Annotated in this window: 12 protein-coding genes and 1 pseudogene; 5 read left to right on the top strand and 8 right to left on the bottom strand. The window is 35.0% G+C overall.

The genetic code is table 11. From position 1 onward, the window contains the following. Window positions 1–216: 216 nt before the first annotated feature. Both OPR52_RS03780 and OPR52_RS03775 read left to right on the top strand, forming a co-directional pair. On the top strand, window positions 217–1,770 hold the full coding sequence (locus tag OPR52_RS03780; RefSeq protein ID WP_264722966.1) for a Mur ligase family protein: 1,554 nt from the start codon (window positions 217–219) through the stop codon (window positions 1,768–1,770). 6 nt (window positions 1,771–1,776) lie between these two features. Then, window positions 1,777–2,367 (top strand): COQ9 family protein, encoded by a 591-nt coding sequence (locus OPR52_RS03775; RefSeq protein ID WP_065106633.1) that lies wholly within the window; start codon window positions 1,777–1,779, stop codon window positions 2,365–2,367. Window positions 2,368–2,420: 53 nt separating this feature from the next. On the opposite strand, the gene OPR52_RS03770 is transcribed toward OPR52_RS03775, so the two are convergent. The 3 genes and pseudogenes from OPR52_RS03770 to OPR52_RS03760 form a co-directional block, all read right to left on the bottom strand. Next, a protein-coding gene (locus tag OPR52_RS03770) for an IS630 family transposase (protein ID WP_265037751.1) occupies window positions 2,421–3,280 on the bottom strand; the annotation gives its coding sequence in 2 pieces (ribosomal slippage) (window positions 2,421–2,956 and window positions 2,956–3,280; 861 coding nt in all). A 62-nt stretch (window positions 3,281–3,342) separates the two neighbouring features. Beyond that, window positions 3,343–3,888, bottom strand: a pseudogene (locus OPR52_RS03765) (DUF4815 domain-containing protein); the annotation flags it as partial. 16 nt (window positions 3,889–3,904) lie between these two features. After that, complete coding sequence (locus OPR52_RS03760; protein ID WP_214303309.1) at window positions 3,905–4,588, bottom strand: hypothetical protein; 684 nt, start codon at window positions 4,586–4,588, stop codon at window positions 3,905–3,907. Window positions 4,589–4,807: 219 nt separating this feature from the next. Here OPR52_RS03760 and OPR52_RS03755 point away from each other — a divergent pair, with 219 nt between their 5' ends. Beyond that, complete coding sequence (locus OPR52_RS03755; protein ID WP_246485264.1) at window positions 4,808–6,010, top strand: hypothetical protein; 1,203 nt, start codon at window positions 4,808–4,810, stop codon at window positions 6,008–6,010. Beyond that, window positions 5,955–7,064, top strand: coding sequence for a hypothetical protein (locus OPR52_RS03750; RefSeq protein WP_214303311.1), 1,110 nt, complete (start codon window positions 5,955–5,957; stop codon window positions 7,062–7,064). The genes OPR52_RS03755 and OPR52_RS03750 overlap by 56 nt, the downstream gene beginning before the upstream one ends. A gap of 95 nt (window positions 7,065–7,159) precedes the next feature. Here the strand turns inward: OPR52_RS03750 and OPR52_RS03745 are convergent, their stop codons facing one another. Genes OPR52_RS03745 through OPR52_RS03725 form a run of 5 tightly spaced genes read right to left on the bottom strand, consistent with a single transcriptional unit; the run spans window position 7,160 to window position 11,514 of the window. Beyond that, the gene (locus OPR52_RS03745) at window positions 7,160–8,713 is read right to left on the bottom strand and encodes an AAA family ATPase (protein WP_265038455.1); all 1,554 of its coding nucleotides are present in this window, start codon (window positions 8,711–8,713) and stop codon (window positions 7,160–7,162) included. Window positions 8,714–8,753: 40 nt separating this feature from the next. Continuing rightward, window positions 8,754–9,269: a hypothetical protein gene (locus OPR52_RS03740; RefSeq protein WP_265038454.1), complete on the bottom strand. Its 516-nt coding sequence runs from the start codon at window positions 9,267–9,269 to the stop codon at window positions 8,754–8,756. A gap of 32 nt (window positions 9,270–9,301) precedes the next feature. Beyond that, window positions 9,302–10,108: a helicase RepA family protein gene (locus OPR52_RS03735; protein ID WP_265038453.1), complete on the bottom strand. Its 807-nt coding sequence runs from the start codon at window positions 10,106–10,108 to the stop codon at window positions 9,302–9,304. Between the two features lie 21 nt (window positions 10,109–10,129). Continuing rightward, window positions 10,130–10,942, bottom strand: coding sequence for an ATP-binding protein (locus tag OPR52_RS03730; RefSeq protein WP_214303314.1), 813 nt, complete (start codon window positions 10,940–10,942; stop codon window positions 10,130–10,132). A 56-nt stretch (window positions 10,943–10,998) separates the two neighbouring features. Beyond that, entirely contained in the window at window positions 10,999–11,514 is a 516-nt protein-coding gene (locus OPR52_RS03725; RefSeq protein WP_265024154.1) for an RNA polymerase sigma factor, read from the bottom strand. 217 nt (window positions 11,515–11,731) lie between these two features. Between OPR52_RS03725 and OPR52_RS03720 the strand changes: the two genes are divergently transcribed. Further along, window positions 11,732–13,807, top strand: coding sequence for an AAA family ATPase (locus OPR52_RS03720; RefSeq protein ID WP_265038452.1), 2,076 nt, complete (start codon window positions 11,732–11,734; stop codon window positions 13,805–13,807). Window positions 13,808–14,365 lie beyond the last annotated feature (558 nt).

The following is a 14,365-nucleotide window of genomic DNA, read 5'->3' as shown; positions in this document are numbered from 1 at the left end:
GACATGCGATGCACGTAGTGCGAAAAATTAAACATGAGACGCCAAATACCCTAAGTTTTTGTCATTAACCTGCACAGATTGCGAAGATAAATAAATAGCTTCAGTTTCATGATAAGGGGGCTGGCGGAGTTTGTCAAGGAAGTTTTTTGTTTCTATTGAATGACAGTTGTAACCTACGAAAGAAGTCTGTTGTAATTTGTACGATATCTTTATAAAATGGTTCGCATAAGTTATCTAGCAGTGCAACTAAACAAATACAAAAATCAAAACGTCGCGGTTTTTGGTCTTGGTAAAACTGGTTTATCCGCCATTAACGCTCTAACAAAGGGTGGTGCAAGAATATATGCATGGGATGATCATGAAGAGCAAATAGCAAATGCAAAAATGATGTATAAAAAATGTAATTTTATTCATCCCAAGGAATACAATTGGCATGAGATCAGTGCATTGGTTTTAAGCCCTGGAGTGCCAACAGAGCCACATTGGATAGTAAAACTTGCAAGGAGATTTGATTGCAAAATAAAATCAGACATTGAGCTATTTCTTGAAGCTAAAACTACGAACCAGAAGGTAATAGGCGTCACAGGAACAAATGGTAAATCAACCACTACATCACTAATAGGGCACATATTAAAATCTGCAGGGAAAAAAGTAGCTATTGGTGGAAATTTAGGCGTTCCTGTTTTGGATCTAGAAAGAGATGCAGAAATTTATGTAATCGAACTCTCCTCTTTTCAATTGGAGTTGATGAATGAAATTAACGTGGACATTTCAGCACTGCTCAATATTACACCAGATCACATAGATAGGCATGGAAGTATGGAGAACTACATAGCAACTAAATTAAAACTGATAAACGGTAGTGAGGTTGCCGTAATAGGATGTGACAATGAGATTACTGCTGATATATTCAACAAATTCACTGGAGACAAAATTCCAATCTCAGTAACATATTCCCCGATGTCATTCCAGCGCGTGACGCTGGAATCCAGAAAAGAAAAACCATTGCCAACTACTCAGATGACAGAGGGTGGTGCAAGAGATCTAATATCATTGGCAGGTAACAATTTGCTTGATTATAGTGAACAGATTACTGGTATAGATCGAAATTATCTGGATCCCAGTGTCAGCTACTTGGATGACAAAAGGGGCACTGGGATCCAGAAGATCTCGTTAAAACTAGAGAATCATAGCTTATCAGTAAGCGACGTGAAAATAAACCTAATATCCAACGCAGAAAACATAGCAGCCACATATGCCGTATGTAAGGTACTTGGAGTAGATAGCAACACTATTATCAATGGAATCAAGTCCTTTTCAGGACTGAGGCATAGGAATGAACTGCTTGGCAAAATAAGAAATGTGTTTTTCGTGAACGATAGCAAAGCAACTAATGCAAAATCGAGCGAAAAGGCGATCTTATCTTATGAAAACATAAATTGGATCGCTGGTGGAAGAAGCAAAAAAGGTGGAATAGAATCATTAAGCAAGCATTTTACAAGGGTTAGAAAAGCTTTTCTTATTGGAGAATCAACCGAAGCTTTTGCAAATGTTATGGAGAATAAAGTAGATTATGTTAAATGTTGCAATCTAGAAGATGCATTCAGATTGGCTTTTGAAGAGGCCTTAAATAGCGCAGAAGAAGTAACAATATTACTTTCTCCCGCGTGTGCTTCTTTTGATCAATGGAAAAATTTCGAGGAACGTGGTGAAGCATTTTGTAGAATGTTTGAAAATCTCAGGTACAATCACACATGCTGTTTAGTATGATGTTGCGTGGAACAAAAGTTAATAATAGATAAGCTAATTAGGGTTATTCCATTTGAAGGGATAAGCGATGAAACCCTATTAAAGGTGTGCACTGACCTTAATCTAGCTAATAGCTTTTGCAAATTTCAGAATGGAATATATAGCGCTTTGGAGCACATAGCAGAGGACTTAAATAGCTCAATGGAAGCTGAACTAAGGAATTCTAATTTAGAAGATATGAAAGTGCGAGAGCGAGTAAAGTTAGCCATTCAAATACACCTTTCAAACTATGCTAAGCTACCGAATTATAGAGAACTTTTAAAAAATGTTTTATCATTCTCCGTATCACCAAAAAATACATATTTTTCTAGTAAACTTTTATACAGAACTATTAGTGCGATTTGGTATGGCATTCATGACCAATCAACAGATTTTAACTACTATACAAAAAGAGCAATATTAGCTGGAGTGTACTTAAGTACGATACTTTTTTTTATCAATGATTATTCAGAAGATTTTGCGGATACTTTATCGTTTCTTGATAACCGTATCAACAATGTCATGACATTTCAAAAATTCAAAACTCGCTTAAAAGGAATCATAGGAAATTTCTTATAAGCTATTGATTGTTGGTAGAAAAGTATAGCATTTCTCATAATAGTCCGAACAGGTCATAGGAAGGCAGAATCAACAGCACGACGAAAGGATTCGAATAGAGGAATGTTTTTCCTGGCTCTGTTTTTTATAGCAAACCAATGATGCTCAATTTTGTTGAAATCTGGAGAATAAGGCGGCAGATACAAAATTTCTGCACCAACCCCTTTAGCAAGCTCGATAATCTTATCAGACTTATGAAAAGTAGCATTGTCAAGAATGACAGTCTGTCCAGGTTCCAAGATCGGTGTCAAAAATTGCTCAAACCATCCATTAAAAACATCCATATTACAGTGGCCTTCAAAGGTTAACGGAACAACTATCTTTCTTCCACTTAAGGCTGCAACCATACTGATTCGTTGAGTTTTCTTTCCAGATTTTAAGGCATAAAACCGCTGTCCTTTCTGGCAATATCCGTAGGGGTAGTCTTCGGTGTTATCAATGCCAGACTCATCTATATACACTAAGTTTTTAGGTTCTTTTGTCGCTATAATTTTCAAAAATTCAGCACGTTTTTCTTCGTTTCTTTCCTTGTATCCATATGTCTTTTTTTGCGCGTAAATTCAATTTTTTTAAGGGCTCGATAGATCGTTTGGATACTAACGTTGTTCCAAAGTTTAGCCATTTCCGATAGAGTCTTTCCTCCGTGTTCTCTGGCAAATTTGGCAAAGGTATCCCAGTCGGTAATTTTGTGATTGTAACCCCCATTTCCAAGTTTTTTTGATTGAAAGTCTCCTGTTTCTTTTCTTCTTTGCTGCCACTCCCATAAAGTAGTTCGTCCAATCTTAAATCTTGCTGCCACTGTTTCTCTGCTTTCTCCTTCGTCTAGCGCTTCCATTGCTTTTTTTCTTAAATCATAACTATATGCTGCTGGCATTCAACCTCCTTATCATCATCTACCCTTATCCTATCACATCCGGACTTTTATGGAAAGAGCTATACTATATTTGCTTGTGGTGGAGGTGAATGTTCTATCAATACTCCATTTTCAATATTGTAAATTGGGTAAAATTCGCCATTTGTAGAGTTAACAGTAACACTTTCTACTTGGTATCCCCAAATGGTGGAAACTTTAAGCCTTACAGCTCCAATTTCCTGATAGTTTCTTGTACCAACAGCAGGATCACGAAGATTTTCATCCTCAAGCTCTGTAATGGTAGACTCTAGATAATAAACACCTATACGCACTGTGGTACTCAGTGGAATAATAAATTCTTCTTTTTCGACTTTTCTAACTGCTCCACGAAGATAGATTTTTCCTCCCTCAAGTGTAGCTTTACCAGTTTTTGCATCTATAATACAATTGCTTCCCGTTATAACATCACCATCACGAAATATTGCATCACCTATGCCTTTAAGCTTAGAAAGAGCATACTCCTGAGTCTCGTTTAATTCTGCAGATTGCAAACCTCTTCCAGCAAGAAACAAGCTTTTTTCGTATTCTTTGTCAGGATTAAAGCGGTTATAATAGGCGTTTAAAGTCATTTTATGCTAGAAAAATTCAAAAAGTTACAACAAATGAAAAAGTTTCCCGGGTGGCAGCAGTTCTGATAAGCGGCACTGTATGCTCAAGGACCAATAAAATTCCAGGATCTTCTATATCTTGTGGTTCAAAATATCTCTGTCCTTCAGGTAATCCTTCTTTTATTTTAGTACCAACCATAACCCCTAATTCCCGTATAACTTGATTTGCTGCGTCCGTGAAATCGAAAGTAAATTTAAGGTAGAGATTGTTGGTTGGTACAGCGGAAGATTTAAACCTTCCAGAAGGAGTTATAAGTTCGCCGTTTTCATCACCTTTGCAGAAGAGAACTTCGTCTGCAGTACGTCTGCCAAGTTCATTGAGTAGTTTTTGAGAAGTAATAGGCTCCGGTGGTGTGCTTTGAACGTACTCTATAGTAACTGTACTATTCTCTACAATAGAGCTATTTTCTGTGCGCTGAATAACACCAGTACTACTCTCAACTATATAATCAATACTTGGCTGATAAGTTGTTTGTCCTGTAAAAACCCTTACATCTTTAATAGTATGGTGATCTAGAGCTATTTCATCCTCAACAAAAACTTTTTCGACTTGATGACTACTTTCCCAATTGGCATCACCACTGCCCCAAGCAAGATGTAGAGATTGCTTTTTTATGCTTGCTGCTATTGCTGCTCTTCCTGACTCTGTGAGTATTGACATTTCCCTTTTTACGCAGACCTATTACTTAATATATACATTTTTCATTGTTGTATGTTTAAGTGAAAGAAAAATATTTTTATCGATTTGTTTTCTTAAATCTTTGTTATAATTTTTACCGTTGACTAGTTTTTGAATTATGTTAAATGTAGCGTATTATATTACACATAATATATGGTTAATCTTTATCCTAGTAGAGAATTCTGGGAGAGTAGTTTGGAAATGCCAGTAGATCATTGGCTGCCTAGCTTTCAAGATGAAGAAATACGTAAAAATTGGCTTAATTCTCTTTCAGGTAGACAACTAAATGTTATTTTTCAGTATTCCTTTACACATAAGCAAAATGGCCAATTATTTGAATTTCAGAAACATGACGATATTTCAGTTCAAGAACAACGCAAAATTCTTATAGGTTGCTCAGACTCTTTGTTCAACTATTATCTACTTAGCCACTTCAACCATTCTAAACTTGAGTCTGCTGTTGTTGAAGTAGCAAGGTCTGTTTTGACTGAAGAGTTGATCACAAACTTTCTATGTAAAAATAACAAACATGATAAAAAATCCTTAATTTTTGTTTTATTCCATAGTGACCCAGAATTAATCAAATGTGTTTACCACTTTGATAAAGTACAAAAGAGAGGATTTTCATCTTTTACTTTACAGAACTCTCCAAGGCAGATGAAAACTCCATTTAAAAACTTTATATCAAAAGAAGTTACTTACCGATTACTAAAAGAATACGATGCTGAAAAAGATGATGGCTTTGAAACTCAACTACAAGGTTTTTTCTATCATCAAAATCGTATATATGTGTTTATACGTCGAGCTAGCGATAAGGACTTACTTTTTAATTCAAATCGTATTATCCATGGATATAGACCAAGTTGGATTATTCTGGATTTTTCACTTCATGGTAATCAAGTAAACCTGTGTGCTAAGAATTTTAATGAAAGCCTAAAAATAGCAAATAGTATCGTAAGTAATTATTTTGAATGTGAATGCTTATTTATCGACATGAAAGACCAGAATTGTACACTTCTTGTTGCAACATTCTTGAAATCTTCCATAGAAGGTACTGATCCTAATATTTGTCTATTTGAGGTAAAGTTTCGTTCGACTCAGCTCAAGAAAGACACGTACTTAGTTGTAGTCACCAATCCAGTTAACTCAATTGCTCGGGAATTACAAATGCTAAAACTAACAATCGAGCAAGATAATTCACTTGTTGAATCTATTCGTATTGTATTTCAAGAGAAGAAAGTGACTCTGTTCTTTAAAAGGAATCAACATTATACTACTATTTATTACTCAGAGCACATACTCAATAAAAACGGGCGAGAAGATTTTAAATCATTAATGAAAGAGACCTATGGACTTACAATTCTCCCAAAAGCAAGCTGTTGCAGATATTCTGAGATCTCATGACTCCTGGATTGATCCTAGTAAAGCTTATTTAGAAACTGCATTGTGGTTGTCTGGCCTTGGTTTTATTAAATTAAAAGAAGTTGATTTTGTTATTTGCTCTCGCGAAGAAGATCATCTAGATTGGCCTCACGTATTTTACCCAGATTGTAATAATGAAATTCCTATTAGTCCAGATTTTGATGAAGAGTGTGATGACATGCTTTGTGAAGATTGTTGTCGCTATATTTTACCCAACACTCATCAAAAGCAACGATTTCACCTACTATCAACCAATCTTAACCTAGAAAAAATTGCACATTGGTTTGAGAGTCTATTGAACAACTCAAAGTTCATCTGGCAAAAAGCAACAGAAGGAGTTTACCACGTAAGTAGCCAAGGTAGCATCGTAAGCCTAATTATTCTCGACCTTTGCACTGATGCAGTACATTTCACCATAGATAAACTTAGAATTCAGCCCACTACCCTTATTACCGTAAGAGAAAATGTACCAAACTTGCCACTTGTTTTGCCTATCGTAAAAATGTCTGATCTTTTTTGTGAGAATAAGAGTTTACATGAAATAATTCTTGAAGCAGCTATACCAGAGTTAATTGCTAATGTTTCTACGCAAATCTTTCCCATTATTTCACTAAAGGAAGTTAAACCTAAATTACCAAAAAAGGTTCTACAACTAAAGTTTTCGCATGGTGTGGTTTATATTAATGATATTAAAGTAGTAAATAAACGAGCTACATTATGTGTTAGTATTTTTCGTGTTTTATTCAAACAATTCCTTAATGATTTTGAAAATGATGTACCGTTAGAGAAACATATACCCCTTAGCATTGAAAAAATAGCAGACCGTTTAACTTTTCATTCAGAAATCACAGATTTAGAACAACAAATAAGATATCCTCTGAATAAAATGCAAAGAACGATAAAAGAAAAACTAGCCAATCAATTGGGATTAAACATTAAACGTGATGATGTTATTCAAACCATTGGTTGGCCAGAATTAACTTGTAAAGAACACGGTTATCGTCTTAATCCCTTTACTCTTATGTTAAAAAGGTAAATTTCTGCTTCGCCTCTTGTATTTCCTTATTCTCAGTTAAACACACAAATGTATCTGGTTCATTCATTACACCAAACTCCGAAAAACCTTCTTCTTTAAACCCTATTCTTTTGCATACTAAATACCGCAAACTTGTGAATACCAACTGCATTAACCTTACTGATAAACTTTGTTGGCAAGGACTGACCATTTTTTGACTCAAACATTAACTGGCGAATATTTTCCTCTTCGATTGGTTTTAACATGAGCATACCAGAAGTATAAACATTTCTTAAACTGCTTGCACCACTTAAACTTTGAAAAGGATTTTCCTTAGGAAGCTTTTTATTAACATTGTGAGTTAAGATAACTCCTGCACTTGGATTAATTGTAGAACGTAACTTTTCGACTTTTTCCTGCAAAAAGGAATACATAACATTATTGTCATTTTCATTTTTATAGTTAAAGACATTGCGTAAAGAGTCAATAACGATAACATCTACCTCTGCTGGGTTGAAAAATTGTTTCACGGTATTATAAACTTTACTCTCGTCAAGTAGTAAATTAGTATCAGATGTAATAGCAAAGTTATTGACAACTAAGTTCAAAAGTTTGCTGTCAATCTTAAGTTGTTGTAGTCTCTCACGCATATAGTGATAGCCAACATCAGTTTGTAGATAAAAGATTTTTAGAGGTTTTACTGGTACCATATCAAAAAATGGAACACCTGCTGACATATTAGCGAGCCAAGAAATCAAAAAATCAGTTTTTCCCACTTTAGGAGTACCACCAAATACTAATAATCCACCTGGTATTAAGATTCTTGGGGAAATTATATCTTTTGGTATTGGTGACTTATCGTTTAAATACTGCTTTACAGAAAAAGCTGAGATGTTTTCTTTAACTACTGGATTGGCTGATATTAACAGCCGGTTTATATCTATTTCTTCTGCAATAGCATCAAGAGCACTCCATCCACTCTTTTTACCTTCTGGAATGTTGAGAATAGAGCACTTTAGGTTACTCAGCTTATTAGCTATTTTTTCAGCATACTGCTTACCTACTTCATTATTGTCTGGCCAAATGATGATCTGCTTTCCATTAAGAGGTGAAAAGTCTGTCTGATCAATTGAGTCAAACATTACTGTTGTTGCTGTGATACCATGATTTGTTAATTTTTCAGCACATTTTTCGCCTTTTACTATAACTACTCTGTCTGATTTTATGATTTCAGGAATGTTGAAAAGTGGCTTTGAATTACTACTGCGCGTTTTAGTATTCCAAGCATAACAACTGTTATCATTATAAAGATAGACATAAATAATGTCTTTGCCGTTTTCATCACGGTAAATGAATCTTTCAGCATTGAGCCATTTTGATATTAAGCCAATAACGTCAAAAAGTTTAGTTTTACCAGTAACAAATGCCCAAAGACTGATGATATCTCCACTTTTACCGGTAACTAGGCTAGACCAATTTCCTGCCTTCATGTCGACTACGATTTGGTCCTTTTGTAGATCAGCAATACAAAACTTCTTTTTATAGAATTTGCCATTAGGAAAAAGATGAGAAATGCATGCTTTAATATTATGAAGTAGCAGTGATCTAATTCCTAAAACATCTTCAGAATCTTTCCACAAAAAGTTTTCTGTAATACTCCAAAAATCCATATATCCCCCATATTTACTATTTTTTTTACTTTTAAATTTTTTAATTCCAATTAACTGTTGCCTTCATAAAACTCGCGTAACTACCATATTCTGGAGTAATCACTGAGATAATCTTATTTTTTTCACCATATCCACTAGTTTCTGTGCCAATCTTAACTAAACATTCCAGGCCATTTAGTTCCGAAATAGATTTAATTTTACGGGCAAGATTTGCTTCTTCTCGATCATCATGAGGATAGATATTGCGAGCTGACTCCAAAATACTCCTAATCATCGAACGACCCATTTCTCCCCAGACATCTTCTCCATTTTCGTTGAGTTTACTCCCTTGAATACCAAAGATTTGATAGATCTTACGTTTTGAGTATGATCCTTCTACCACAGTAAATTCGAGATTTAAGTAAATGCTGCCAGTATTTTTACTTTTCGTCAGTAAGCCATTTGGTTCATAGCCTCCAGGACAAATTTTAACCAATACTTTTGCTATGGTACCCGCTGGTATTAAGCTACTCCTTGGTTTCGCAGTATTAAAATCAGTTAAAAAATCTGTTAGCATATTGTTCCCCATAAATTAAGTAAAAAAAAGAATCAGCTGCTCCATTGGTCTACAAGCTCCCAACGACCATTTATCTTATCGACAAGCTTGCTTGCCACACGTTCACCATTACGCAGTTCAAATACTATTTGACGGGTAGTACTTTCTTCATCATGAGCAAACATTACCATGCCAGTACTATAAAATCCCCTCAAAGAACCAGCTCCGCTTAAACCCTGAAATGGATCTTCTTCCAGCATCTTTTTCGATAATTTTTTTGTATGATGAGTGAGTACAATACAAGCATCTGGATTGACAGCACTGTGTAGCTTTTCAAGAGTCTTTTGCAGAAAAAACAGCATAGCACTATTATCATTTTCATTTCCATACTCGCTGCTAAAGATGTTACGTAATGGATCTATGGCCAAAACATCAGGTTTAAAGAGTTCATTCACAATTTCCTTAATTTCACTTATTTCATCATGATTAAATGATAAGTGCACCTTTGGCGTAATGATTAAGTTGTTAGCAGCTATATCCAAAGGTTCGTTATCAAGTTGAAGTTGTTGCAAACGTTCTTTCATATATTCATATTCAATTTCAGTTTGCATGTAGAAAATTTTCAAAGGTCTATTTGGTGTCATGCCAAGAAATGATCTACCAGCAGCCATGTGGACAAGCCAAGAGATCAAAAAGTCACTCTTGCCAATTTTAGGTGGGCCACCTAGTACTAACAAACCTCTTTTAGTTAGAATTCTAGGGGAAATTATATCTTCTGGTATTGGCGATTGATCATTCAAGTATTCTTTCACACTGAAAAAGGGAATTTTTTGACCGATATTGAAAAAGCTTTGTTCCATAATAATTTCTCCAATTTTTAATTAAATAATAGAAGCCAAGGTTTTGGCTTTAATTTTCGCAAGTAATTTACCTAAATGCGGTTCTTCAACCATATTCAGGCAGCCACTGCGATCTTTAGCAGGGTATCCCCAAGTATTAATAGTCTGACAGACAAATGAGCGAACCTCTGTGCCATCATCTTTCTTGATTCCAACCATGCTAATTACTTCATCAACTATCCCTGGAATCTCACTAGCAGTTTTAGCCCCTTCACATTGAGGTAGCCAGGTTGAACGATTACAGTCATCGAGATATTGACCTAGTGTGCCAACTATGATGATGTCTTTATCTCTGATGTGTTGAAATTGATTGAGCCAAGCCATCATTTCTTGAGCAAGCATTCCGTAAGCAGCTCTCATGTCTTGCTTTCCACTTCTTTCAGAAAAAGCTTCAGGTTGCATTTTTGCCCATAATAGACATAAACGTGAAGCAACAGTTATACTATCTACAAAGATGCATCGGTATTTAGAAACTTCAGAAAGAAGATCTTTATACTTGCTAGATACATGTTCATGGTGTCTTTGGCTGTATGCTTGATCAGATTTTAGTGCAGGGTTTGGCCCACCAATAAGACAAGCAATATCTCTGGCCTCATTCCAAGTGCGCATATTGATAGAATCCCCTTTCCAGTCTTGTACAGCTAAAAGTCCTGCTTCAAAATCAAGACAAAGTGTTGGTTCATTCAAAGTTTTAAGCAGACTGGTTTTGCCGATTCCATAAGGTCCAAAGATTACTACCTTTACACCTGTTACTATTTTTACCCTTTCTTTGCTGTTTATTATTTTTAAAGTCATATATCGCGGCCCTCCTATAAGAGTTATACTAGAACTGTTACTTGTTGTTTGATTTGCTAAAAAAAATTTTTTATGTGCCGTCTTATTCGTTGCAAAGTGTTATAAACTGTTGTGCGTGGTATTCCATTTATTTCAGCTATTTCTGGAACACTGAAAAATTCCAGTTGTCTGCATAGTACTTGCCATTCTTGGGGTAGTGTTGAGATAACATCGTTCACATCAATACGAGTTGTTATTTCAGTGATAGAACGACATTTATCATCAACCACTTCATGTAGATCATCAGGATCAACATAGAATATACCCTGTCTGCCACCGCGTTTTTTACAGATTTGCTTATTGATTAAATTAATAGCTCGACACTTGGTAAGTTGACATACAAAGGTAGAAAAAGAGCTTCTACTTTCATCATATTTCTCAATAGCAGGCCAAATCATACAGAAAAGTTCTTGCTCAATATCTTCAAGACTTTCATGAACAAAACACTTTAAGTTTTTTATACATTTTGCGTAATGTCTAACGTACTTGACAATTATGGGATCAATTCCTGAGTAAGAATTCTTTGATTTCATTGGAGCTCCTTGAATAATTAACTATCAAGGATGACCTTTATAGACGGTTAATTGCAGGTTCGGAGAAATTTAAATAATTGCGGTGCGATTTTTAACCTATTGATATTCGCTTGCTTTTTTCTGAGAATAATTACGGTAGGATTTAAAATAATGTCGATGTAAACATTAGCCTTCAAAACTTGAATAACCCTTATATAAGGTTGTTTATGGTTTTATTATGAATATCGATTCTAAATCTTTAAATGATAAAGCAGAACTATTGCTTAACATAAGATCTTGTCTTTTTTACCTTTTACCAAGAGGAACTTTTCGTGGTGATAAGTTTTACGTAGGTGATGTGCATGGTAATAAAGGAAAAAGTCTGGTAGTAGAATTAAGTGGCAGTAGAGCTGGGTTATGGAATGATTTTGCAACTGGAGAAGGTGGTGACATTATCGACCTTTGGGCAGCTGTGCATAGAAAGAATGCAAGGACAGAGTTTCCTGAGGTAATAGCTTCAATAAGTGAATGGCTCGGAAATAATAAAAAATACAGAGAGAAACAATATGTTGATGAAGACTTCGAGAAATTTATTACCCACAGTTGGAATTATTATGATGAAAATGGCCAGGTAATTGTAAAAGTTTACCGTTCTGATCCTCCAGGAAAGAAAAAAGTATACAAGCCTTTTGATGTTAAACAATCTAAGTTTGCAGCACCAGAGATGAGGCCACTCTATAACATTCCAGAAATCTTAAAGTCTGATAAAGTTGTTCTAGTTGAAGGAGAAAAATGTGCAGAAGTGCTGATAGAGCAAGGTATCACAGCTACAACAACAATGTCTGGAGCAAATGCACCTATTGAGAAAACAGATTGGACTCCACTTAAAGGTAAACACATTATTATATGGCCAGATAATGATGAAGCAGGTAATAAATACGCAAAAAATGCTGAAAAAAAGCTTTTAGAGATCGGAGTTGCATCACTTGTTAAGCTTAAGATACCACAAGATAAGCCAAAAGGTTGGGATGCTGCAGATTGTGTACAAGGAGGTATAAATGTCAAAGAATTTTTAGCTTCAACTACGCTTACTACTAATACTCTAAGCACAAAAAGTTTGATTTCATTTTCTGCAAGGCAATATTTTAACGATAAATCACCGATGCCGGAAGATATAGTTGCTCCTCGAATTTTAACTCCAAGTGGACTTTTAGTGTTTGCTGGAGCACCTAAAGTAGGAAAAAGTGACTTTTTAATTTCTTGGCTAATTTACATGGCAGCAGGAGTTCAATTTCTTGATATGGTACCTAAAAGGCCTTTAAGGATCTTTTATCTTCAAACCGAAATTGGCTACCACTATATGCGTGAACGTCTACAGCAACTAAAAATCAACGAAGAAATGCTTGAGATTGCTTTGGATAACTTAGTCATTACACCGCAAACGAAATTACTCTTAAATGATGACAGTATAGATGAAGTTCTTGATGAAATAAAAAAATCATTTGGTTCAAATACCGTTGATGTTATAGCTATTGATCCACTACGTAACGTTTTTGATGCCGGAGAGAACAGTAGTGAAAATGATAATAATGCTATGCTATTTTTCCTGCAAGAAAGAGTTGAAAAATTGAGAGCATTAGTTAACCAGAATGCAGGAGTTATTTTAGTACATCACACGAAAAAGATGCAAAAGAAATCATTGGAAGAAGACCCATTTCAGAGTTTTAGTGGTGCAAGCAGCTTAAGGGGATTTTATAGTACAGGAATAATTATGTACAGACCAGATGAACAACAAAGTAAACGTCAGCTAATCTTTGAGTTACGTAATGGCCATGCTATTGCATCAAAATGTGTCGATAAAATCAATAACTGCTGGCAAATACTTGATTATGATTCACAGAGACTGATACATAAAGATTATGGCCAAAAATTAGATGCAGAGCGTTCTCGTAGATATGATATTATACTGCAATTGATTTACGATGAGGCGAGAAATAGAGGAAAAGTATATACAATCAATACATTCTGTGAGGTATTTGAAAATAAAGCAGGTCTTGGTAGTAAAAACTCTATTCGTGAACGCATAGATGTGCTTGCTGCAAAAGGTTACATTAAGTTTAACAGGAATGATAAAAATGCTGAAAGAAGTAAATATGGAATACTTTGTGTTGAGGATATGGAAAAGAAAGTTACAAACCAACTAAATAAGGATATTACGGTATATGAGAAGATTTTACCAACCGATTACAAATCGCCAGAATATGGAAGTATTATGCCAGTTGAAGATTCAAATATTTGGCTTTACTATAATTAGATCTCAGCTACGATATCAGACTCCAGAACTCTTCAGTCTTGGCAGAATCTGGTGCAGTTTATGAGATCTGGTACTTTCTGGTAGCAAAGAAATGCTAGATTTTCAATGATTTAATGGTTGACAGATTTCTGAGCTGTAATCTGGTTTAGATGGGAAAAAGCTTAAGATTATTGCGGGTTTTTGACCAGTTTCCAGTTTCCAAAATTTTCTATTATTATATAATAATAAGTAGTATGAATTAACACATACTACTTTCTTCACTGTCATCTTGCTACTTAAAAAACTTAACTTCCGCAAAAAGGTAAAAGCCATTATAATCAAGTTTTAAAGCGACCTTACGACTTTAGAGTAGTTTGTTATAGTACTAACCTAAGAAACACTTATAATAGCCCTTAAAACTCGATTATGATGCGCCTCTAAGTCATCCACTACTCCTAACTTAGTCTATCACGGTTTTTATTCGTTGTAAAATATTTTTTCAAAGTAGTCGTCAACTGATGTTTGAATTACGTATGCTATTCCATCAAAATATATAGATAAAATCAATAACTGCTGGCA

This window comes from Wolbachia endosymbiont (group A) of Hylaeus communis (assembly GCF_947251915.1).
Lineage (GTDB): Bacteria > Pseudomonadota > Alphaproteobacteria > Rickettsiales > Anaplasmataceae > Wolbachia > Wolbachia pipientis.
The sequence above is the reverse complement of the archived record's forward strand: the minus strand, read 5'-3'. Positions and strand labels throughout refer to the sequence as shown.